At 46.3% G+C, this 21,560-nt stretch carries 21 protein-coding genes; 3 read left to right on the top strand and 18 right to left on the bottom strand.

Annotated elements, in window-relative coordinates; genetic code table 11:
* Positions 1 to 17: 17 nt before the first annotated feature.
* Entirely contained in the window at positions 18 to 2,081 is a 2,064-nt protein-coding gene (locus tag P3C17_RS13775) for a transcriptional regulator (RefSeq protein ID WP_300929978.1), read from the bottom strand.
* A gap of 156 nt (positions 2,082 to 2,237) precedes the next feature.
* Between P3C17_RS13775 and P3C17_RS13770 the strand changes: the two genes are divergently transcribed.
* Positions 2,238 to 3,719 carry a serine hydrolase domain-containing protein gene (locus P3C17_RS13770; protein WP_300929977.1) on the top strand — a complete coding sequence of 494 codons (1,482 nt, stop codon included), beginning with the start codon at positions 2,238 to 2,240 and terminating at the stop codon, positions 3,717 to 3,719.
* Positions 3,720 to 3,864: 145 nt separating this feature from the next.
* On the opposite strand, the gene P3C17_RS13765 is transcribed toward P3C17_RS13770, so the two are convergent.
* The 8 genes from P3C17_RS13765 to P3C17_RS13730 all read right to left on the bottom strand — a co-directional run bounded on the left by P3C17_RS13765 (position 3,865) and on the right by P3C17_RS13730 (position 10,451).
* Positions 3,865 to 5,706 carry a DUF885 domain-containing protein gene (locus tag P3C17_RS13765; RefSeq protein WP_300929976.1) on the bottom strand — a complete coding sequence of 614 codons (1,842 nt, stop codon included), beginning with the start codon at positions 5,704 to 5,706 and terminating at the stop codon, positions 3,865 to 3,867.
* 25 nt (positions 5,707 to 5,731) lie between these two features.
* The gene (hemW, locus tag P3C17_RS13760) at positions 5,732 to 6,895 is read right to left on the bottom strand and encodes a radical SAM family heme chaperone HemW (RefSeq protein WP_300929975.1); all 1,164 of its coding nucleotides are present in this window, start codon (positions 6,893 to 6,895) and stop codon (positions 5,732 to 5,734) included.
* Positions 6,895 to 7,527, bottom strand: a complete 633-nt coding sequence (rdgB, locus tag P3C17_RS13755; protein WP_300929974.1) for an RdgB/HAM1 family non-canonical purine NTP pyrophosphatase — start codon at positions 7,525 to 7,527, stop codon at positions 6,895 to 6,897. Before rdgB ends, hemW begins: the two co-directional genes overlap by 1 nt.
* A 57-nt stretch (positions 7,528 to 7,584) precedes the next feature.
* Positions 7,585 to 8,010: a DUF4426 domain-containing protein gene (locus tag P3C17_RS13750; protein ID WP_300929973.1), complete on the bottom strand. Its 426-nt coding sequence runs from the start codon at positions 8,008 to 8,010 to the stop codon at positions 7,585 to 7,587.
* Entirely contained in the window at positions 8,010 to 8,300 is a 291-nt protein-coding gene (locus tag P3C17_RS13745) for a DUF167 family protein (protein ID WP_300929972.1), read from the bottom strand. Before P3C17_RS13745 ends, P3C17_RS13750 begins: the two co-directional genes overlap by 1 nt.
* Complete coding sequence (locus P3C17_RS13740) at positions 8,301 to 8,843, bottom strand: YggT family protein (protein WP_233078289.1); 543 nt, start codon at positions 8,841 to 8,843, stop codon at positions 8,301 to 8,303.
* Positions 8,844 to 8,852: 9 nt separating this feature from the next.
* Positions 8,853 to 9,668: a pyrroline-5-carboxylate reductase gene (proC, locus tag P3C17_RS13735; RefSeq protein ID WP_300929971.1), complete on the bottom strand. Its 816-nt coding sequence runs from the start codon at positions 9,666 to 9,668 to the stop codon at positions 8,853 to 8,855.
* Positions 9,669 to 9,761: 93 nt separating this feature from the next.
* Positions 9,762 to 10,451 carry a YggS family pyridoxal phosphate-dependent enzyme gene (locus tag P3C17_RS13730; RefSeq protein ID WP_300929970.1) on the bottom strand — a complete coding sequence of 230 codons (690 nt, stop codon included), beginning with the start codon at positions 10,449 to 10,451 and terminating at the stop codon, positions 9,762 to 9,764.
* Positions 10,452 to 10,493: 42 nt separating this feature from the next.
* Here P3C17_RS13730 and P3C17_RS13725 point away from each other — a divergent pair, with 42 nt between their 5' ends.
* Together P3C17_RS13725 and P3C17_RS13720 are read left to right on the top strand one after the other, a co-directional pair.
* Positions 10,494 to 11,558: a type IV pilus twitching motility protein PilT gene (locus P3C17_RS13725; protein ID WP_233078286.1), complete on the top strand. Its 1,065-nt coding sequence runs from the start codon at positions 10,494 to 10,496 to the stop codon at positions 11,556 to 11,558.
* 5 nt (positions 11,559 to 11,563) lie between these two features.
* Positions 11,564 to 12,682, top strand: coding sequence for a PilT/PilU family type 4a pilus ATPase (locus tag P3C17_RS13720; protein ID WP_300929969.1), 1,119 nt, complete (start codon positions 11,564 to 11,566; stop codon positions 12,680 to 12,682).
* A gap of 326 nt (positions 12,683 to 13,008) precedes the next feature.
* On the opposite strand, the gene P3C17_RS13715 is transcribed toward P3C17_RS13720, so the two are convergent.
* The 9 genes from P3C17_RS13715 to rsmE form a co-directional block, all read right to left on the bottom strand.
* Positions 13,009 to 13,791 carry an FRG domain-containing protein gene (locus P3C17_RS13715; RefSeq protein WP_300929968.1) on the bottom strand — a complete coding sequence of 261 codons (783 nt, stop codon included), beginning with the start codon at positions 13,789 to 13,791 and terminating at the stop codon, positions 13,009 to 13,011.
* A 37-nt stretch (positions 13,792 to 13,828) separates the two neighbouring features.
* Positions 13,829 to 14,125 (bottom strand): nucleotidyltransferase domain-containing protein, encoded by a 297-nt coding sequence (locus P3C17_RS13710; protein WP_300929967.1) that lies wholly within the window; start codon positions 14,123 to 14,125, stop codon positions 13,829 to 13,831.
* Positions 14,126 to 14,238: 113 nt separating this feature from the next.
* Positions 14,239 to 16,611 carry an EAL domain-containing protein gene (locus P3C17_RS13705; protein ID WP_300929966.1) on the bottom strand — a complete coding sequence of 791 codons (2,373 nt, stop codon included), beginning with the start codon at positions 16,609 to 16,611 and terminating at the stop codon, positions 14,239 to 14,241.
* A 4-nt stretch (positions 16,612 to 16,615) separates the two neighbouring features.
* Positions 16,616 to 18,424 carry a PAS domain S-box protein gene (locus tag P3C17_RS13700; RefSeq protein WP_300929965.1) on the bottom strand — a complete coding sequence of 603 codons (1,809 nt, stop codon included), beginning with the start codon at positions 18,422 to 18,424 and terminating at the stop codon, positions 16,616 to 16,618.
* Positions 18,425 to 18,561: 137 nt separating this feature from the next.
* Positions 18,562 to 18,822 carry a DUF1653 domain-containing protein gene (locus tag P3C17_RS13695; protein WP_300929964.1) on the bottom strand — a complete coding sequence of 87 codons (261 nt, stop codon included), beginning with the start codon at positions 18,820 to 18,822 and terminating at the stop codon, positions 18,562 to 18,564.
* The gene (gene ruvX / locus P3C17_RS13690; protein WP_233078279.1) at positions 18,812 to 19,246 is read right to left on the bottom strand and encodes a Holliday junction resolvase RuvX; all 435 of its coding nucleotides are present in this window, start codon (positions 19,244 to 19,246) and stop codon (positions 18,812 to 18,814) included. The genes P3C17_RS13695 and ruvX overlap by 11 nt, the downstream gene beginning before the upstream one ends.
* Complete coding sequence (locus P3C17_RS13685; RefSeq protein WP_300929963.1) at positions 19,246 to 19,803, bottom strand: YqgE/AlgH family protein; 558 nt, start codon at positions 19,801 to 19,803, stop codon at positions 19,246 to 19,248. The genes ruvX and P3C17_RS13685 overlap by 1 nt, the downstream gene beginning before the upstream one ends.
* Before the next feature lie 9 nt (positions 19,804 to 19,812).
* Positions 19,813 to 20,793 carry a glutathione synthase gene (gshB, locus tag P3C17_RS13680; protein WP_300929962.1) on the bottom strand — a complete coding sequence of 327 codons (981 nt, stop codon included), beginning with the start codon at positions 20,791 to 20,793 and terminating at the stop codon, positions 19,813 to 19,815.
* A gap of 23 nt (positions 20,794 to 20,816) precedes the next feature.
* Positions 20,817 to 21,545, bottom strand: a complete 729-nt coding sequence (gene rsmE / locus P3C17_RS13675) for a 16S rRNA (uracil(1498)-N(3))-methyltransferase (RefSeq protein WP_300929961.1) — start codon at positions 21,543 to 21,545, stop codon at positions 20,817 to 20,819.
* Positions 21,546 to 21,560 lie beyond the last annotated feature (15 nt).

Raw genomic sequence — 21,560 nt, 5'->3', positions numbered from 1 at the left:
CAGCATTTTGCTCATCACTACTTCATCGTAACCGTCTGAAATACATCTGTGTCTCTTCGTTCTGCACTGTGATAATAAATACCTTGTGCAGACAGATCAAAATGCGGACTATCGGAGCGCACCACAGGGGCAGGCTGTTTGTGTTCTGGTCCCATTTTATATAGCTGATACCTGTCGTTGTCCCACTGTTGCCAATACCAATACTTCCCCAGTTTTCTGACATTAAAATTCCGACCTGTCATGATCTCTGGCTTGTGAAGCTGAAACGTTTCCGCTGGCTCAGCAGCGGCACCTGTGTACAAATTGTTTTGCTGATCGACCCACAAGGTATTAGCTGCATCGGCATCAAATCGGACATACTGCCATTTGTGATCCATACCTGAGACTTGATCAGTGAGTGTGTTGTATTGTTTTACTAACCACTGGCCGTCTTGTTTAACACTGTAATAAATAGTGTGCTCATCTTTAAAAGATAGAGCGCGTATCTCCGTCTGAGGTATTGTCAGCACACGGCTCTGGTTTGTGTTCATATCAATCAAATGGATTTCGTTTAAAGTTAATCCAGCAAGGGTTGCTCCATTTGTCGACCACTTTAAATCCAGATAGTGTCGTTGATCATTAAATCTGGTCAACTGGCGTTGATTTGATCCATAGCTATCTGCTATCCATATTTCTTCTGTGCCAGTTGCTAGCCCTATGTAGGCTACTTTATCTTGTTGGGGGCTAACGACTGCCAACCTGTCATCCACAGATGTAGTGGTGATCTGCGTTATATCGCGTGAGGTAAAGCTGTAAAAATTGATATCAAGATTGTTTCTGCCTGCCGGAAACAAATAATCTCTTCCGTTGGCGTGTCGTTCCGGCGCATATAATTGCTGAGACCCAGCATAAAGTACCTGCCTGTCTTTCCCTTGCAAATCGTAGCTAATAAGTTGCACCGCTGGGTGTTCGCCCATCAATACCACACGTTTGCCTGAGTGATCCCAAATACCGCAACAGATATAGCTATCGAGCTTAAACAATAGTTTCAGTTCATCTGTATCAAGGTTAATGGCATAAAACCCCTCCCACATTTGTTCGTCTACAGAGGATACAAGCAACTTGTTTTGGGTCGGATGCAAATCAAAAGAGGCATTGCCGCCCAGTATCAAAGCAGGCTGGTTAAGTCTGCGCTTCTGGCCTGTGGTCAGGTCAAATCCAAATAACACATAGGGCGAATCAGTTGCGGTGCGTTCGGTAAAAATTAAAAAATCATCTGAATGTGAAAACGCGATTTTTCCGTAGCTACCTGCAGGACAATTGTGGATCAGCTGCGGTTCGCCAATCTTCATCGCTGCAAAGGACCTGATGTAATAGCGGCAGTAATCCTTGGTTGCGACCAGGTAAACCAACTTATTACCGCTTGAGTTCCAACTGGCAGGCCCAACCCAGGCTTGTGGGTCGTCTGAGTACATCACTTCTACCGTGCTTCCATCAGATAGCTGTTTGATAAACAGTTGCATTTTGTTGGCAACAATTGCTGTATAGGTCAGGTACTGCTGATCAGGAGAAATTCGTGGCTGCCATTCTTGACCACCGGAGCGGGTGAGGGGTTTTGCCATAGTTAATAGCGTTGAGGTATCGCTGTTTGGTTTAAACCAGAACAACACAATAAAAACACTGATGATGGCAAGGACGATATAAAAAGCCTGTCTGGGATGCCCTTTGGAATTGGGGGTGGTTGTTTGCTCAGAGCTTTGCTTTTGCAGCAGGCTATTTGGTTGATCCGACATAGATTTATCGGCTGATGCAATAAACTTGTAACCTTTTTTAGGAAAAGTTGCGATAAAGCGGGGGACTTTTGGATCATCACCAAGACATCGCCTCAACTTGGTGATGGCTCTGTTCACTGCACTATCGGTTACTGTGCGACCTAGCCATACTACTTCCACCAGTTCATCCCTGCTGATGATTCTATCTGGGTGGTTGCAAAAATAGGACAGTAATTCAACAAGGATCGGTTCTAACTGCTGCACTTTGGCATTATGGGTTAACGACTGTTGCTGATCACAAAAAATAAAACCTTCAATTTGCCAACGCATAACTTCTTGCTTCCTTCCCTTTGGAGGCCGAAAACTATCATATTCACCCAGTCAGGTCATTAAAGGTCATAAAAAGTCATAGAAATATCATGCCCATAATTCGTCTTTCAGAAATCCTAACAGCTCTTATATTTGAGCTTCGCTATAGAGGAAAGTATGAAAAAGTTTGGATTAGTGGTACTCGCTGCAAGCGCCTGTTTTGTGCAGGCTAAATCTGGTGTTGAACAGGAACAGAGCACCACTGAACTGCAAGCCTCAGTTGAAAAAGCTTTGCTTCTGCCAGTTCAATTCAGCAAGGAAAAACTGAAAACCTTTACGGTAAATGAACGACTTTCACATCATAAAGTGCCGGCTATCAGTTTTGCCCTGATCCACAAAGGGGAACTGTCATGGGCCAGCGGCTATGGTGCTATCTCGGCATCATCAGATCAGGCTATAACGGCAAGCACTGTATTTCAGGCCGCCTCTATTGCAAAACCTGTAACAGCTTTTGCTGTGATGAGAATGCAGGATCAAGGTATTTTAGATATTGATGTCAGTATTGAGAACTATCTAAAGTCATTGACCTTAGCCCAAGGTAAACAGACGGCTGAGGCTCCAGTTACCTTTAAAAACATCCTGGATCACAGTTCAGGACTGACTGCAGGAGGCTATCTGGGTTATGAAAAAGGCACCGAAATACCGTCGGATCGTCAAGTTTTTAACGGTGTAAAACCTGCAACTTCCAAAGCTGCTAGCGTTGAAGCCACGCCCGGAACTATGGTGCGCTATTCAGGCGCGGGATATACCCTGGCTGAAATAACCTTGAGTGACATGTTCGGACAACCTTTTGAGCGAGTTATGGATGATTGGGTTTTGTCGAAACTTGGCATGAACCATAGCTCATTTGCCATGGATTATCCGCAAAAACAGGGCGTTCAAATTGCCTTGGGCCATGATAGTTCAGGTAAGACCCTTACAGGCGGATGGCGGGTGCATCCTGAACAAGCTGCTGCAGGATTGTGGTCTACGCCAACAGACTTAGCAAAGCTTACAATCGAACTGAGCAGGGCATACAAGGGAAAAAGTAAGCTTCTATCACAAGCCTCTGCCAAAAAAATGTTAGCGCCTGTTATGCCAGATAAAGATCTGTCAGCCGAGTTTGGTGGGCAACCCGCTATGACATTGATAGTAGCTGGTGCAGCTGAGCAGTTTTTATTTCAGCACGGTGGTGGCAACATAGGATACAGATGCTTACTGGTGATGTATCCGGAGACTGGGGATGGCGCAGTCTTTATGACAAACTCCGATGCAGGATATAGTGTGGGGCTTGAAATGATCAGGGCCGCTTCATTTGTTTACAACTGGCCTGGTTTTAAGCCAAAAGCTGTCGATAAGCGCAAAGTTAATCTGAAAGAGCAGACGCTCTTTGTTGGTGAATATCATTTTGACTCTGGTTGGCAGGCCGACATTGTTCAAACAGCGCAAGCCGACGGTATTGCTGTCAAATTTCCAAATGGTGATATTTATCCACTGACTGCAGTTCAGGGGGAAAATACCTACCTGCATGAAGATACTGGTGTTGGCGTCAGTTTTAGCATCACCGCAGGTCAACCGAAAATTCTTTTGTACAATCAGACTGCATACAAAAAGCACTAGGTTTCAATTGCAAAGGATACTTTCTTTTGGCGAAGTAAAAGAAAGTCTCGGAAGTTAAACAAGAACAGCCAGATTAGAAAGACTTCATCATAAAAAAGGGCGCCCACAAGGGGCGCCCCTACAGTATCAATAGGGTCAACACCAGTTAAGCTGCAGCTTTAGCCGCCTGAATATACTGATCCACTAACTGCTCCAGCACGTCCAGTGGCACTGCGCCGTTTTTCAGCACTACGTCGTGGAATTGGCGGATGTCGAATTTATCGCCCAGCGCTGTTTTGGCTTTTTCACGCAGTTCCAGCATTTTCAGCATGCCGACAGTGTAAGCCGTGGCCTGGCCAGGCATAACGATGTAACGCTCTATAGCATTTACCGCTTCACCTTTTGAGTTTGGTGTCGTGTCTACCAAATATTGAATGGCCTGTTCGCGGGTCCATTTTTTATTGTGTAAACCAGTGTCGACCACCAAACGGCAGGCGCGCCATAGTTCCATGGCTAAACGGCCGAAGTCGGAGTAGGGATCCTGATACATGCCAATCTCTTTGGGCAGGAACTCAGTGTATAAACCCCAGCCTTCGATATAAGCGGTATAACCACCAAACTTACGGAACTTAGGCACATTGTCCAGCTCTTGCGCTATAGCAATTTGCATATGATGGCCCGGAATACCTTCATGATAAGCCAAAGCTTCCATTTGATACTTTGGCATACCACTCATGCGGTACAGGTTGGCGTAATAAATACCAGGACGGCTGCCATCCATAGAAGGTTGCTCGTAAAAGGCTTTACCCGCTGATTGCTCACGGAAAGGCTCAACCGCTTTTACCACCATATCGGCTTTAGGTTTAACGATAAAGAGCTCATCCAAGCGCGATTTCATGGTATCGATCAGACGAGTGGCTTCGGCTAAATACTCTGCTTTGCCTTCGGCTGTATCTGGGTAATAAAACTGTGGATCGTCGCGCATAAAGGCAAAAAACTGCTGTAAGTCGCCTTTAAAGCCGACTTTTTTCATAATGCCTTTCATTTCTTCGTGAATACGGGCAACTTCAGACAAACCCAACTGATGGATTTTGTCTGCGCTGTAATCTGTGGTGGTGATGCGGGCTAAACGGGTAGCGTAATAGGAGTCGCCATCTTTAAAGCGCCATACGCCATCTTCAGTACCGGCTTTTTCTTCTAAGGTGGTCAGCAATTTGATCAGGTTTTCATAGGCAGGTTTTACACTGCCCACCAAAGCCAGTTCAGCTTCTTTGATCAGCAAGTCTTTTTCAGCCTGTTCCAGCTTCAGTTCTTGTACCTTGCCGCGGAAATCGGCCAATAAAGTGCTGTCGTTGCCACCGTCAAAAGGTGCACCGCTGATGATATTACGGCTGGCACCTATCACGTGGCCAAATACAAATTTAGGCGGCAATATGCCTATATCGGCGCGGGCCTGCAGTTGTTGTTCCAGTTGCTTGAAATAGGTGGTCACGCCTTTTAAGCGGCCAATGTAAGCTTTGGCATCTGATTCATCGCTGATGCTGTGCTGGTTAATCAGTAAAGAAGGCACATTGGAGTGGGTGCCAAACATTTGATTCACTGGGTAGCTGTACAAGTCCCACTTGGCATCATCTAAACGGGCCTGCAAACGCGCTGTTAACAGCTTTACACTCAATTGGCGGCCAGTGTCGAGGCTTTGCATATTCAAGGCTTGCACCTGCGCCAGTTGTTCTTTGGCTTGTTCCAGCTCTTTTTGCGTTTGAGCTTCAGATAAATCATCCCACTGATCGTAATTGGTTTTTAAACCTAAAGCGGTTTGTGTTTCCGGACTGTTATCGACAGACTGCTGGAAAACTTTCTCGAACAGCGCGTCGGCTTTTTGGTTTTCCGTCAGAACCACAGTAGCTTCAATGATTTTGCTTTGATCGATCGGAGTTGGGGCTGGTTTACAACCTGCAACTGTCGCCAGGCTTACTGCAAGCGCCAGTGCTGAATAACGTAAATACATATATGGACCTTTGTTTTATGAATGGTTAGTCAATGAATAAGGACAGCAAATCATTCAGGTAACGTGCGCCTTTTGGACTGATTTGCCAGTGTAATTCTGTGCTGTTAATTAACCCCAGTTGCTCTGCTTTGGCAAGTGCATCTTCCACAGATGTGACGGGCAAGCCGGTATAAGCGCTGAAATCCTGTTTAGGGCACGCTTCGAGTAAACGAAAGCGGTTCATAAAAAACTCAAAAGCTCTATCTTCAGGCGCCACTTCAGTGCTCTCATCCAGATAGCCTTTGCTGATATCCATATAGCCTTTGGGGTGCTTAATTTTTACCGGCCGGATAATTTTGCCAGTACCTGGCACTGTGATTTTGCCATGAGCGCCACAGCCAATACCTAAGTAGTCGCCATAACGCCAATAGTTCAGGTTGTGTCTGCACTGCAAGCCGCTTTGGCTATAGGCTGAGATTTCGTACTGAGTGTAGCCATGTTGTTGTAATAGCTGATGGCCTTGCTCCTGAATATCCCACAAGGCTTCGTCTTCCGGCAGCACAGGAGGGCGCGACGCAAAGGCGGTATTAGGTTCTATCGTTAGCTGATACCAGGATAAATGCGGTGGTTTTAAATCTATAGCTTGTTGTAAATCGGCCAAAGCACCTGCAACATCCTGATTGGGCAAACCATGCATTAAATCCAGGTTAAAACTTTGCAGTGGTAAGGTGGCGGCCAGTTGTGCTGCTTTAATGGCTTCATCGCAATCATGAATACGGCCTAAGGCTTTCAGTTGTTCGGTTTGAAAACTTTGTACGCCAATAGAAAAACGGGTCACGCCAGCGGCCACATAAGCGGCAAAACGCGCTGCTTCCACTGTACCTGGATTGGCTTCCATAGTGATTTCGCAGTCGTCTGTTAACTGCAACTCTTTGCGCACGCCATCTAAAATAGCCTGAATGCCTTCGCCACTAAAAGTACTGGGTGTGCCACCACCAATAAATATCGAGCTGATTTTACGGCCTTGCACATAGCTTAAATCCTGGCGTAAATCGGCCAACAAATGGCTGATATATTCCTGCTCTGGAATACCTTGTTTCACCGCATGCGAGTTAAAGTCGCAGTAAGGGCACTTTTGAATACACCAGGGAATATGGATATAAAGCGCCAGCGGCGGCAGTTGCAGCTGTGTGGTTGATGCCAGGCTCATCAGGCGTGTTCGCCTTTTAATAAAGACACCAATAAGCGCAGAGCTTTGCCTCTGTGGCTGATAGCTTTTTTCTGCTCTGAGCTTAATTCAGCAGCAGTACACTGTGTTGATGCTGCGCTTTGGACATCGTCAGGCTTGCAGTCATCAGGAATAAATATAGGGTCGTAACCAAAACCACCTGAACCTGCCGCTTCAAAGGCAATCTGGCCATGCCAAATACCATGAGCTATCACAGGTACAGGATCGTCGGCATGACGCACAAAAGCCAACACACAGTGAAACTGGGCGGCACGCTCGCCTTGTGGTACATCTTTTAAATCCAGCAGCAATTGCTGCAGATTTTTTAAATCATTGCCATGTTCACCGGCATAACGGGCTGAATAAATACCAGGTGCGCCACCTAAAGCATCCACAGCCAAGCCTGAGTCGTCGGCAATAGCGGGCAAACCAGTTAAACGGCTGGCATGACGGGCTTTAATCAGCGCGTTTTCAATAAAACTTAAGCCATCTTCAATAGCGTCCGGCACCTGAAAATCGGACTGCGGCACGACCTGCCAGTCAAAAGGTGCAAGCAGGGCAGATAATTCGGCTAATTTGCCTTTATTACCGGTGGCTAAAACAAGTTTATTCATGAGGGAAACCTTTGAAACAAAAAGGCTCAGTGGATACTGAGCCAGATAAACAGGGGATTATTCGGTATAAAACATCTGGGAGAACTCAAGCTTCTGGTTTTCTGTGCCTTGCCAGATATCCAGTTTAAAGTTCAGATGTTTTTGGTCGTGCACCGGCACTTGTGCCAGATAATAAATGGCATCGCCTTCTTTTACTTCACGAAAGCTGAGTTCGATCTGCTTTTGCGTTAGATCTGTCGCAGTGCCGGAAATGCGTACTTGTTGTGCTTTTTGGTCTGCACTGTTCAGTACTGAAATATTCAGCACAGCCTGATATTTACTGCGCTGCAGCTGATAACTTTGTGCTATTTTGGCATCAATAATAGTGCTGTCAAAAGCGATGTAATGCACATCCCATGGCCCCAGTACTTTCTTTTGTTCAGCCTGAAGTGGATTCATAAAAAAGGCCAGAACCAGGCTTGCTGCCAGCAAATAGTTTTTCATCAGGACTCCAGATAAGGTTGTAAGGCGTCGGGAACAGAGCAGGGCGCCAGAATTCGCCATTTTTTCTGCCGGCTTAGTTCGCCCTTTTCCAGCAGCACCTGACGTTTGGCGACGTCAAAACTTTGTGCCAGAAACTGTTGTAAATGAGCATTGGCTTTGCCATCAACAGGTGGGGCTTTAATCGCCACTTTGATGGCATCACCATGCAAACCTAAAAACTGATCACGGCTGGCTCCAGGCTGCACATGCAGTTGCAATAAGATATCGCCATTGGCCAGTCGGGTTAACATTTAGAAACCGCGTAACATATTGGTCAATAAAATCTGGATAAACTGAATGCCCAAAAGCACCACCAGTAAAGATAAATCCAGACCACCCATTACAGGAATGACTCTGCGTACCGGGCGTAATAAGGGTTCGGTTAACTGATGCATCACCAGCTCAACCGGGTTACGGCCTTGGCTGAACCAGCTCAGTAAAGCGCGGATCACTAATATCCAGAATGCCAGTTGCAAGGCTTCGGTGATCAGCAACACCAAGGCACTTAATGGCAAATACATGTAAAGCACCTGACCTAATTGCAGCAGTTGTACTATCACCACATGCAGCACACAAATGGCAAAAGCAAAGATCCAACTGGCGGTGTCGACCGGGCCCATGCTTGGCAGAAAACGACGCAGCGGAATAATAGCCGGATTGGTGGCTTTAACGACAAACTGGCTGAATGGATTGTAAAAATCGGCTTTGGCGCTTTGCAGCCAGATACGCAGCAGCACCACCATCAAATAAAGTTTGATCAGGCTGCTTAACAGAAAAAAGAATGCTTCGGTCATTATGAGTCCTTAAAGAGTTTTTGCCATTTCTTCAGCACGGCGTATAGCTGCATACATGGCGTCTTTGACCATGCTTTCAAGCTTATGTTGTTTAAAAGTTTCAATGGCTTCGTGTGTGGTGCCGCCTTTGGAGGTCACCTGAGCACGCAGCGCTTCAAAAGATAAGTCTGACTGACTGGCCATAGTAGCTGCACCTAGAGCCGTTTGGGCCACCATAGCTTTGGCCTGAGTTTCATCAAACCCCAGTTCCTGTGCCACTTGCTGCATGGCCTGCATAAAGTAGAAAAAATAGGCCGGTGCGCTGCCAGTGACCGCAATAATAGCGTTAATGTCCTGCTCTTTTTCCAGCCAGACCGTTTTGCCTGTGCCAGCAAAAAGTTTTTCGGTAAAAGACTGCTCGTAGACAGAGCAGCGGCTTGGGAATAAACCTGTGACGCCTAAACCCACCAAAGCCGGAGTGTTTGGCATAGCGCGAATAATACGCACCTGGCCTAACATTTGCTCAAAACGCTCGACAGAAATACCTGCTGCGACAGAAATAAACAGTTTTTCCTGACATTCAGGGGCCTGTTCTATCAGTTGCTGACAGACTTCAGCCATCATCTGAGGTTTCACCGCCAGTACTATGACATCAGCTTTAGTCACTGCGTCGATATTGTCTGTAGTGGTTGCAATCTTGTACTGGCTTTTCAAGGCCTTTAACTTTTCCGCATTACGGTTGGCAGCAATGATATTTTCAGCCGGATAACCCTGCTTAATCATGCCGCCGATAATGCACTGTGCCATATTGCCGGCACCGATAAATGCCACTGTATTGTCAATCATGCGAATTTGTTTCCATGGCTGCGGACATGATCATGCCCCATCGTATTAATGCACTGTGCCATATTGCCGGCACCGATAAATGCCACTGTATTGTCAATCATGCGAATTTGTTTCCCTGGCTCCGAAAATGGCCGTGCCTAATCTTATCATAGTAGAACCAAAGCGCAGAGCGTCTTGCCAGTCATCTGACATGCCCATCGAAAGTTCTTTTGCATCAGGATGTTGCTGTTGCAATTGCAGTGACAGCTTTTGCATTTGCTCAAAAGCTTCAGCGCCTTTACCCGGTTCTGGAATGGCCATCAACCCTTTGAGTGTAAGCTGCGGTAATTTGGCGACAGTGTCGGCCAGCTGCAACAGCTCGTCGGGTTTGATCCCTGATTTAGACTCCTCGCCACTGATATTGACCTGCAGCAGCACCTGCAGTGGAGCTTTATCCAAAGGGCGTTGTGCTGATAAACGTTCAGCAATTTTTAATCGCTCTATGCTGTGCACCCAGTCGGCGTATTGCGCTATGTCTTTGGTTTTATTCGACTGAATAGGGCCAATAAAATGCCATTCAATACCATTAAGGTGACTTAGTTCTGTCGCTTTACTGACCAGTTCCTGCACATAGTTTTCACCAAAAGCGCGTTGACCTGCCTGATAAGCGGTAGTGACAGAGGAGGCTGGTTTGGTTTTACTGACAGCAATCAGACGGCTTTGCGGCGTTAATTGCTGTTTTATCTGAAATTCTGTGATGGCGTTGTAGGCTGATTTCAACGCTTCTGCTATGTTGTTTGTCATATCAACTCTGTTTCTGGCCCTTGCTTTGGAGTGCTTTTCACCATGGATATTACCGAATTACTCGCCTTTAGTGTGCAACATAAAGCCTCGGATCTACATTTATCAGCCGGTGTGCCGCCACTTATCCGGGTGGATGGCGATGTACGACGTTTAAATATTCCGGCTTTAGACCACAAAGCGGTGCACTCTTTGGTGTACGACATTATGAATGACCGTCAGCGTAAAGAATACGAAGAAAAGCTCGAATCCGACTTTTCTTTTGAAGTGCCGGGTTTAGCGCGTTTTCGTGTCAATGCTTTTGTGCAAAACCGCGGCGCTGCTGCTGTATTTCGTACCATCCCAAGTGACGTGTTAAGCCTGGAAGACTTAAATGCCCCTGATGTGTTTCGTAGTATTTCTGACAATCCTCGTGGGCTGGTGCTGGTGACTGGTCCTACAGGTTCGGGGAAATCCACTACCCTAGCGGCTATGATTGACTATATCAACAGCACCAAAAATCACCATATTCTGACGATAGAAGACCCTATTGAATTTGTGCACCAGAACAAACTGAGTTTAATTAACCAGCGTGAAGTGCACCGTGATACCCATAGTTTTAGCAATGCCTTGCGCTCCGCCCTGCGTGAAGACCCTGATGTGATACTGGTCGGTGAACTGCGTGATTTGGAAACCATTCGTCTGGCGATGACCGCAGCTGAAACAGGCCATTTAGTGTTTGGTACCTTGCACACCACCTCAGCGCCAAAAACCATAGACAGGATTATTGACGTATTCCCAGGTGAAGAAAAAGCCATGGTGCGCTCTATGTTGTCTGAATCGCTACGGGCTGTTATTTCACAAACGCTACTGAAGAAAAACGGCGGTGGCCGGGTTGCAGCCCACGAAATTATGTTGGGGGTTCCGGCTATTCGTAACCTTATTCGCGAAGATAAAATTGCCCAGATGTACTCAGTGATCCAAACAGGTGCCGCTCATGGTATGCAGACCATGGATCAATGTCTGATTAATCTGGTCAGCCGTGGTGTGATCAATCAAAAAGATGCGTTGGCAAAAGCTCAGGATAAAAACTCCTTTAACAGCATGGGCTCTATGGGCCGGATGGGGTAACAGCAATGGGCTTAATCGACTATTTACACAAAATGGTAGCTGCTGGTGCTTCGGATTTATTTATCACTGCGGGGTTAGCAGCTTCGGCGAAAATTAACGGTGAAATGCAGCCTATAGCAGAACAAGTGCTGAACCCTGAGCAATCGCTGGCGTTGGTGTTATCGGCCATGACAGCAAAGCAACAAGCCCAGTTTCAGCAGGACAAAGAATGTAACTTCGCTATTGCCAATGAGGCAGGGCGCTTTCGGGTGTCAGCATTTTGGCAACGGGACCAGGCCGGTATGGTGGTACGTCGTATTGTCACCACTATCCCTAAAGCCGATGACTTAGGTCTGCCCGCTGTACTCAAAGACATTATTATGTCCAAACGTGGTTTGGTGCTCTTTGTTGGTGGTACGGGCGCTGGTAAATCCACCTCGCTGGCGGCATTACTGGGCTATCGCAATCAAAATGCCCGTGGCCATATTTTAACTATCGAAGATCCTATTGAATTTGTGCACGATCACCAAAAAAGCCTGGTGACGCAACGTGAAGTGGGGATTGATACCGAGTCGTTTGAAGCGGCGCTGAAAAGCTCATTGCGTCAGGCTCCGGATGTCATTCTGATCGGTGAAATCCGTAGTCAGGACACCATGGAATACGCCTTGTCTTTTGCCGAAACTGGTCACTTATGTATTGCAACTTTGCACGCCAACAACGCCAATCAGGGCATAGACCGCATTATGCATTTGGTGCCCAAAGAAAAACACGGCAAGCTGCTGTTTGATTTATCACTGAATTTACGCGCCATAGTGGCCCAGCAACTGGTGCCTACTGTGGATGGTAAAAAACGGGTGGCCGCTATTGAAGTGTTGCTCAATTCACCGCTTATAGCTGATTTAATTAAACGCGGCGAGATAGGTGAAATCAAAGCGGTGATGAGTAAATCCCGTGAACTGGGCATGCAAACCTTTGACCAGGCGCTGTACGATTTATACAAAGCAGGCCAAATCAGCCACGCTGACGCGCTGCACTATGCTGATTCACCAAACGATTTACGTTTGATGATGAAACTAAAAGAAGGCACAACGGGCTCAGGTTTATTGTCTGGCGTGACTGTGGCGGGTTTAACGGATAATGATTAAGTCGTAACTCGTCGCAGTTGTTTTTAGGTTGTAGGGACGGGGTTTATCCCTGTCCGCTAGCCTGCTTAAATTATCTTATAAAAACGCTTTCGCCGTTGGCGAGATACTTTCTTTTGCGTCGCCAAAAGAAAGTATCCAAAGAAAAGGCGACCCTGGCCGCTGCGAAAGCCCGCTCAAAAAAGTGCGTCCAAGGCGACTCGGCAACTCGTTCGTCGCTACCGCTCCTCGCTCAAACACTCCTCGTCTTAAAACCTTGGCCACCCATTTTTGAACGGCTTGCGGCTAAGGGGATGGATGCCAAATCAAATGATGACTTAGCTTAATAGTTATCTACAATCTCGTTTTTGGATGTAATTCGTAAAATGAGCCGCTCCTGTCAGATCAGGAAACAGGGTTAACGAGCTAATGTTCATTTTGTCTAATGAGTCCAAGGCGAAAATGCGTTCTGATTTTGGAATTAGTATTTTAGCCAGCACGACATAAGGCTTGTCAGCGATACTATTTGCGTAGGTTTCTACACATTCCATATTAGGTGTGCGTACAAATAATCCTTTTTGGTTTATCAGTCTGGCATTTTCATCAATATTTAGATCAAGAAATTGCAATTTATCTAAATTTTCATCGTTGTTAATTTCTTTATCGACAGATTTTGATAGCGCCCAAACGACAACATTTTCAGTATCGGAATTGTCAGAGTGAAATGCAAAAAACGCGGCTACATAAGGCGAATCAGTCCAATCGAGTAGAGGGGTATTAAGTCCATAATGTTGGCCTAGAGCCCAATACTCGTTATCTTCCAGTTGCCTTGGATTAAGCCCTCTGCGGCCTATGCAATATTTTTTAAAACGCGTCAGAACATCTGTTTCAATTTGAGTTAGTTGTGACACATCATCCGATTGGATCTGACGCTTTAAGGTCGATTTCAAGTCCCATGTTTCAGAAGATTGTCCTCTGAAACAGTACCCTTGGTTGTTTCGTAGTGTTTTTTCATCATGAAGAAATTCAATAAAACCAAGCCAATTCTGGCATTCAACAAGAGAAACGCCTTCAACTTTTGGACTTTCACGCCACCCATTTCCACTACGTATAAAGTTTGAATTTATTTCCATTCTGATACCAACCGCAGTTGTTCATCCTGATTTAATGTCATAACAAAATTCCCTGTTCGGCAATCTGATGAATGGGCTGGATTGCAATATTTGGAGCTTTTAGCAGTACATCTATTTTTTGGTCGCCCAGAGTCATAATGATCTCCGCTTCAATTCGTGCTGCTGTCATGGCGGGATTATCAATAGCTACTGGACTTTGTACCAAAAGGTCAATATCGCCTCCTGATTTGGTATCGTCGGTTCGGGAGCCAAATAAACTGACTGTTGCATCAGCCCCAAGGACTTTTTTTACGCAAGCCTTGATGCTTTTTATTTCATATGGAGTCAGTCGCACACTAAAAGTCCGATTAATTCATTGATTAATAGAGAGTATAGCGCTCTGTGGATAGCAGGACCAGACTTGCCTTGGATTGTTGCTGAGTGTTGTGTTTCTACAGCTGGTAAAATTTACCCCAGCGGCCCTGGTCTGCCAAATAAATAGCCCTGAGCTTTATCACAGCCAATGTCTTTTAAAGTTTGGTATTGAGCCTGGGTTTCGACTCCTTCGGCAATAATGACTAATTCCAAAGCTTTACCTAAAGCACAGATGGCCCGGACTATCTCAGCACTGCTGCGATCCTTGCCAAGACTAATCACAAAGGCTTTGTCTATTTTTAAGCAATCTATAGGCAACTCACGCAAGCGGCTTAAGGATGAATAGCCAGTACCAAAATCATCGACGGAAATTCGGGCACCCAGGCGACGTAATTGGTCAAGTGTGTTCAACAAGCTGTGGCTTTGGCTTAGGGCTGTTTCGGTAATTTCAAAATAAATCAAAGATAAGGTGACGTTGAACCTTGCAGCTAACAACCTGATTTTATCTGCCAACTGCTGATCCTCTAACTGCCGCACCGACAGATTGATGGATAGAGTAATGTCCTTACCATAGCGTCGGATCAATTCCGCTATATCTTTGAATACCTGCTGCAGTACCCAGTCACCTACTTCGTTAATCAGATTGCTTTGTTCTGCTATTTTTATAAAACGGTCTGGTGGAATAAAACCCATAGTGGGGTGATCCCAGCGGATCAGTGCTTCAAAACCTCTTAATTCCTGATCGCTGATCCTTACTATGGGTTGGTAGTACATGATGAGTTCACCGGTTTTACACAAAGCGGTTTTGAGGTCTTTTTCGATTTGTACCCTTTGTCTGGTTTTCTCTGCCATTAACGGATTAAAAAAAGAAAATCTGTTTCTGCCATCATCTTTGGCGGCAAACATCGCCAAATCAGCGCATTTAAGCAGCTCCTCATAACTGGTCGCATCGTCCGGGTAGCAGGCAATACCTATGCTGGCTGATACATTCACAATATTGTCTTGCAGTGAAATATCCTGGCCAATAATGAGTAATATTTTTTCGGCAATACGCAGGCAGTCAGTAGGATGATGGATATCAGGCACCACCAGTACAAACTCATCTCCTCCTACCCGGGTGGCTACGTCTCCGGCTCTTGTAAGCTGGCTGATCCGTTTCGCTACCTCCTGCAACAATAAATCGCCTGCATGATGGCCTAATGTGTCATTCACCAGCTTAAAGCCATCCAAATCCAGATACAAAATACCTAACATACTTTGATTTCTGTTCGCCCTGATCAGCTCAGTTCGCAACATTTTCTCAAGTTTTACCCTATTCCCAAGCCCGGTCAGGTGGTCGCTGAAGGCCAGGGTTGCCAAATGCTCTTCGGCGCGTCGTAATGCTGAGATATCTGAGAACATCACTACATAATGGCTGATAGCTCCCTGAGTCATAGGCGCACGCACTTTACACAAGTGCTGCCAGGCAGGGAAAAAAGAGCCGTCTTTGCGTTTACATTCGACTTCTCCACTCCAGTGGCTGGAACTAAGCTCTTGTAATCGCGCAGAGACAGGAAAGCTTTGTTGTTGGTACAAAAAGTTGTCCGGTTTCATACCTCTGACTTCTGCTTCGCTGTAGCCAGTGACCAGACTAAAAGCCGGGTTCACTGAGATCACTTCACCAGCGTCATCCAAGACTAAAATAGCTTCGGAGGTGGTTTTAAATACCGTATTGGCCTGACGTAGTTGGAGTTCTTCTTTTTGTTTACTGGTCACATCACGCAGTATGCCGCTGATCAGATGCTGATTTTGTGACGTCTGAAAATGGCCAAATAGTTCAAGGTATTGCAGCGGCTTTTTTCGGGCGGCGGTAAAGACGGTATTAAAATCCCTTTTGCGGGCGAAAAGTTGCGACAAGCGTTGATGCTCATCGCCAGCCAGTATAGCTTTTAACTGTGAGAGTCCGCCTTCTGTGTTGTCAGGGCGTTGCAAATTGTCGTAAAAACTATCATCAGTGGTCAGTTGATCTGTGGTTAAGTTCAACTGCCAATGACTCATTTTTGCTGCGTTTAATGTCTGTTGCAGTCGCTGCTCCGAGTTGCGTACTTTCAGCTCAGCCTGGTGCCGGATCACCGCCATACGAATACTGGCTTCCAGTTCTCTGCGGTCAAAAGGTTTAATCAGATAACCATGTGGGAAGGATTTTTCTGCTTGCTCCAAAACATTTTCATCGCAGTACGCGGTCAGAAAAATGACAGGAACGTCCATTTGTTTTTTTAACTGCTCAGCTGCTTCAGTACCACGCATTTTATCTGACAGCTGAATATCCATCAGCACCAAATCCGGCGGGAACTCCAGCGCTTTAGCCACCACATCTTCGCCTCTGGCTATAGTGCCTGTGACTCTGTGGCCCAAGTCTTCCAGTGTATTTTTTAAGTCCAGAGAGACGATATACTCGTCTTCAACAATCAGAATATTAGTCTGCATAACCTTATTCCCTGGTTGATGAAAAATGAATGGAATAGAGGGTGCCCTGATGGCGGTTGAGCTCTATTTGCGCACCTAGTTGTGCAATAAAAGCCGGGATCAATTGCATACCCAAAGAGTTTCCCTGACCCAATTCAACACTCTCAGGCAAGCCAATACCATCGTCGCCAATTTCTAATGTTATTCTGTTTCCTGTCTGAGCCAGTGCCAGTTTTACCTGACCTTGCTGCTGTCCGGGAAAAGCGTGTTTGATGCTGTTCGTCAGAATTTCGGTGGCTAACAAACCACATGGAATAGCCTGTTCCAGCGCCAGAACAATGTCATCGTCTATTTGAGCAAAGTCAAAGCTGATAAAGTCAGTATTGGTAAGGGTTTGCCTGACCAACTGGCAGAGTTGTCTTAAATAATTAGCCAGAGGTACCGAGGAAAAATCCCGTTTTTCATACAGTAACTGGTGAGTCAGTGCCATGGTGCGAACCCGCAACTGACTCTCCAGCAGTACTTGCTTTAATTCTGGTGTGGCGCCCCGAGAGCGTAAACTCAGCAGACTGGAGACAATCTGCAGGTTGTTTTTCACTCTGTGGTGAACTTCGTTTAACAATAAAGTACGCTCCGCCAGCAAGGTTGTTTTTTCATCAATAATACCTTGCAGGTGTTGTTGTGCGGCTTTAGCCGCCGACACATCGGTGATCGTCGCTAGCACTGCTGCCTTTTTGTCGCCTTCGAGGTAAGTTAAACCTATTTCAACCGGAAACTCGGTGTTGTCTTTACGTTTTGCATATAACTCGCGGTGTTGTCCCATGGGCCTGGTGGTGGGCGCTAACATAAAGCCCTGACGCAATGCAGGATGATGCTTCTGATAACGCTCTGGCAGCAGAATTTCTATAGGCTTACCCGTCAACTGGCCCGCTTCATAACCAAACATCTGTAAGGCTCTGGTATTAGCTAAGGTGATAAGGCCCTGGCCATCAATAGAAACAAGACCATCAGCCGTGCTGTCGAACACACGGCGAAATCGGGTTTCGCTGTCCTGTAATTCTTGCTCGCTACGTTTTCTGCTGGTGATTTCGATGCCGGAAGGTACCAAAAAGCTCAGTTGTTGATGATCGTCGTACACCGGAGCCAGCATAAAATCGATGATCACAATGTCATCTTTCATTTGGGCAGTGATATCAAAGCGGCTGATGATCCCGGCTCTGGCATCCGACACGGCTTTTTCTATGCGTTTGGCTGACGCCGCATCATGTTGCMACCAGAAGCAGTCCCAGAATTTTTTATGACGGACTTGCTCCAGTGTGATGCCTGCCAGTTCCAGTGGCGGTTTGTTTGCGTCTAATAAAGTGCCATCCGGTGTAWGAATTCCGACAAAGCTGAACATATTGTCGAGAATTTTCCGCAAGCGTTCTAAATCGTCTTTACGCGTTTGTTGTACAAACCAATCCATGGTGCTGTTCAGCGCAACCACAGCTATACCGCAAAACTGTTGTTCTGAATTAAACAGTGGAATGTACGAGCCAGACCATTGTGACTGCTCTGAGTGATTGCTGTGATCCCCGAGCACGCTGAAGTTTAACAAGGCTTTGCCTGTATCCCGCACTTGCTCCAACAGAGGCATAATGGTATCGGCCATCGCAGGCAATACCTCCGCTACTGTCCGACCTAAATGCTGATCTATAGCAACGCCGTTAAATTCGGCCAAAATAGAGTTGATGCTGATATAACGAAAAGACCTGTCCAACACAGCAATGCCGGTCGGCAGGGAATGACTGAGCGCATCCAGCGCCAGAGCTTTTAGTTCAGAACTTGATTCCATGTCAGTACGCCTTGAATTCCATGTTTTCAACTTAGACACAAGTGGTTGTTTTATCAAGGCGGTAATGAAAAACAAAAAAGCCCCGGGGTCGGAGCTAAGCTGCTATAGACGGCTTAGGTGATCCAAACCCAGACAGATCAGAGGAGAGGGGGCAATGCAGGTAAAACGCCCAATTCAGCAGGAGCTTGTTCAGAGACAAAACTAAAACGTGGTACCAGTTCGCCAGCCACTTCGACATTGCTGGTAAACATTTCCAGTGGCCTTACCCATAAGCCAAAGTCGCCATATAAAGCACGGTACAGCACCAGTTCTTCATCCGTTTCACTGTGATGTACCAGCGCAAGCACCTGATATAGAGGGCCTTTGTAGTGGCGGTAGAAGCCGGTTTTAATCGCCATAAGCGCCACCATTTTCAAACCAGCTTTCTAAAATCAGTTTGGCTGACAGGCTATCGACCAACTCTTTACTAAGTTTTTTAAAACCACCTTCAGCAAACAGCTGCGAACGGGCGTCTACTGTGGTTAAACGCTCATCCTGAGTTTTTACCTGCAGACCATAACGGCCGTGTAGGCGATTAACAAACTTGTGCACACGGGCGGTGAAAGGTTGCTCTGTACCATCCATGTTTAACGGCAAACCCACCACCAGCAGTTTAGGTTGCCATTCTTTGATTAAGGCTTCAATTAAGTCCCAGTTCGGAATGCCGTCCTGAGCTTTTAAGGCTTTGAGCATAGTGGCTGTGCCTGTCATGCTTTGACCTACAGCTACGCCGATACTTTTTAAACCATAGTCAAACGCTAATACGGTGACGCTACTACTCATCAGGCATGACCTGCTTCTGGGCTTAATTGCCAGACTTCGATGCCCATAGCGTGAGCTGCACCTTGCCATTTTTCAGCATGGCTCATTTCAAAAATAATGCTGTTGTCGGCTGGTATCATCAGCCAGCTGTTTTCTGCCATTTCTTTTTCCAGTTGGCCAGCACTCCAGCCTGCATAACCTAAAGCCAGAATAAATTTGTCCGGCGCCTCTTCTGTGGTGAGCTTTTCTAAAATATCTCGTGATGTGGTCACCATCAGATCCTTATTCAGCCGCATACTGCTGGTGTAACCTTCTTTTGGCGTGTGCAGTACAAAACCTCTGTCACTTTGCACAGGGCCACCAGCACAAACCTGGGCTTTTGCTGCGTGGCTTTCCTCATCATGTTCAATCTGCAGTTGGCTTAACAGCTCTGTCACTTTGACTGGCATAGGGTGATTAATCACAATCCCCATAGCACCTTCAGCATTATGCTCACAGATGTAAGTCACGCTGCGTTTAAACATCGGGTCATCAAGACCCGGCATGGCAATCAATAAATGATTCTGAAAATTGTCCATATAACCGCCTTAGGACCCAGTCTGATTTTGTTTAACTAATTGGTTCTGCTTTAACAGTAGTTCAATCTGGTCAAATAACATGCCGGTAATATTCACTGGAAACGCGGCTTCAATTTCACGGATGCAGGTTGGGCTTGTGACGTTTATTTCAGTCAGTCGGTCACCGATAATATCCAGGCCTACAAAAATCAAGCCTTTTGCTTTCAGAGTAGGGCCAACGGCACGGGCAATGGCCCAGTCGCTTTCAGTTAAAGGACGAGCCTCACCACGACCACCAGCCGCTAAATTACCACGGGTTTCACCACTGGCCGGAATACGGGCTAAGCAATAAGGCACAGGTTCGCCATTCACCACCAAAATACGTTTATCACCGTCTTTAATTTCAGGAATAAAGCGTTGTGCCATGGCATAGCGACTGCCATGTTCTGTCAGGGTTTCAATAATGACGCTGACGTTGGCATCGTCCGGTTTTAAACGGAAAATCGAAGCACCACCCATACCATCCAGAGGTTTTAAGATCACATCCTGCTCTTGCTGGTAAAAGGCCTTTAAACGCGCTGCGTCGCGGGTCACCAAAGTTTTTGGTGTATGTTCAGCAAACCAGGCGGTATAGAGCTTTTCGTTGGCATCCCGCAGGCTCTGTGGTTTATTTACAATCAAGGTGCCTTGGTCTTCAGCTCGTTCCAGAATGTAGGTGGCGTAAATAAATTCAGTATCAAAAGGCGGATCTTTACGCATCAAAATCACATCTAAATCGGATAAAGGGATGTCTTGTGCGCCACCAAAGTCATACCAATGTTCACCGTTTTGCTGCACAGATAACAAACGGGTACGGGCACGGGCCTGACCTTCAATTAAATACAGGTCATTCATTTCCATGTAATGCAGCTGATAACCACGGGATTGTGCCTGCAACAACATGGCAAAACTGGAGTCTTTTTTGATATTGATGTCCGCAATAGGGTCCATCACTATGCCTAATTTAATCATCTTCACTCCTGTTTGGATCTGCTTTAGGCCAGATCACCAAATTGTAACTGTAATGCGCTGATGGCGGTTAACGCCGCCGTTTCGGTACGTAATACGCGTGGGCCTAAACGAACGGCCATAAAACCAGCGTCTTTGGTTTGTGTCACTTCAGTGTCGGTAAAACCACCTTCAGGGCCTATGACTAAACGAATAGTATGACTACCTGTTATGGTCTTAATGGAGTCGCTGGTCCATGGATCCAAGGTTAGCTTTAAATCTTTTGTCTCTTGAGCCAGCCATTTATGCAGCTGCAGGGCTGTATGTACCAGCGGTACCACACTACGACCCGACTGTTCACAGGCGGCTATTGCAATTTTTTGCCATTGTTCGGTACGTTTAGCCAGACGTTCTGCATCCAGCTTTACGCCACAACGTTCTGTAAACAATGGAGTGATTTCAGTGACACCCAGCTCGACTGCTTTTTGAATGACAAAATCCATGCGGTCACCACGGGAAATGCCCTGACCTAAATGCAGTTTGAGAGGGGACTCCACCGGGTTTTCGCTTGAACTGATGGCTTTAACCAGCAGTTGTTTTTTTTCAACTGCGGTAATTACCGTCTGATAATTCAAACCGTCGCCATTAAATAAACAGAGCTCGTCGCCAGCCTGCATCCGCAACACTCTGCCTATATGATTGGCGCCATCTTCGGCTAAGGCAAAGTCCTGCTGCAGTGCAATAGCACCAGGCTGATAAATTCTGGGAATACGCATAAACATAATTTCTTA

Origin of the sequence: Rheinheimera sp. 1928-s (assembly GCF_029269265.1) — a bacterium.
Taxonomy (GTDB): Bacteria; Pseudomonadota; Gammaproteobacteria; order Enterobacterales; family Alteromonadaceae; genus Pararheinheimera.
The sequence above is the reverse complement of the archived record's forward strand: the minus strand, read 5'-3'. Positions and strand labels throughout refer to the sequence as shown.

Bases quoted from the DNA above. Each gene is read 5' to 3' on its own strand.
- P3C17_RS13725 (WP_233078286.1), top strand. From the start codon at position 10,494: ATGGATATTACCGAATTACTCGCCTTTAGTGTGCAACATAAAGCCTCG.
- P3C17_RS13720 (WP_300929969.1), top strand. From the start codon at position 11,564: ATGGGCTTAATCGACTATTTACACAAAATGGTAGCTGCTGGTGCTTCG.
- P3C17_RS13730 (WP_300929970.1), bottom strand. From the start codon at position 10,451: ATGACAAACAACATAGCAGAAGCGTTGAAATCAGCCTACAACGCCATC.
- hemW (WP_300929975.1), bottom strand. From the start codon at position 6,895: ATGAGCCTGGCATCAACCACACAGCTGCAACTGCCGCCGCTGGCGCTT.
- P3C17_RS13695 (WP_300929964.1), bottom strand. From the start codon at position 18,822: ATGGCGATTAAAACCGGCTTCTACCGCCACTACAAAGGCCCTCTATAT.
- P3C17_RS13775 (WP_300929978.1), bottom strand. From the start codon at position 2,081: ATGCGTTGGCAAATTGAAGGTTTTATTTTTTGTGATCAGCAACAGTCG.
- ruvX (WP_233078279.1), bottom strand. From the start codon at position 19,246: ATGAGTAGTAGCGTCACCGTATTAGCGTTTGACTATGGTTTAAAAAGT.
- P3C17_RS13750 (WP_300929973.1), bottom strand. From the start codon at position 8,010: ATGAAAAACTATTTGCTGGCAGCAAGCCTGGTTCTGGCCTTTTTTATG.
- P3C17_RS13685 (WP_300929963.1), bottom strand. From the start codon at position 19,803: ATGGACAATTTTCAGAATCATTTATTGATTGCCATGCCGGGTCTTGAT.
- P3C17_RS13770 (WP_300929977.1), top strand. From the start codon at position 2,238: ATGAAAAAGTTTGGATTAGTGGTACTCGCTGCAAGCGCCTGTTTTGTG.
- P3C17_RS13705 (WP_300929966.1), bottom strand. From the start codon at position 16,611: ATGCAGACTAATATTCTGATTGTTGAAGACGAGTATATCGTCTCTCTG.
- P3C17_RS13745 (WP_300929972.1), bottom strand. From the start codon at position 8,300: ATGTTAACCCGACTGGCCAATGGCGATATCTTATTGCAACTGCATGTG.
- gshB (WP_300929962.1), bottom strand. From the start codon at position 20,793: ATGATTAAATTAGGCATAGTGATGGACCCTATTGCGGACATCAATATC.
- P3C17_RS13715 (WP_300929968.1), bottom strand. From the start codon at position 13,791: ATGGAAATAAATTCAAACTTTATACGTAGTGGAAATGGGTGGCGTGAA.
- rsmE (WP_300929961.1), bottom strand. From the start codon at position 21,545: ATGCGTATTCCCAGAATTTATCAGCCTGGTGCTATTGCACTGCAGCAG.
- proC (WP_300929971.1), bottom strand. From the start codon at position 9,668: ATGATTGACAATACAGTGGCATTTATCGGTGCCGGCAATATGGCACAG.
- rdgB (WP_300929974.1), bottom strand. From the start codon at position 7,527: ATGAATAAACTTGTTTTAGCCACCGGTAATAAAGGCAAATTAGCCGAA.
- P3C17_RS13740 (WP_233078289.1), bottom strand. From the start codon at position 8,843: ATGACCGAAGCATTCTTTTTTCTGTTAAGCAGCCTGATCAAACTTTAT.
- P3C17_RS13765 (WP_300929976.1), bottom strand. From the start codon at position 5,706: ATGTATTTACGTTATTCAGCACTGGCGCTTGCAGTAAGCCTGGCGACA.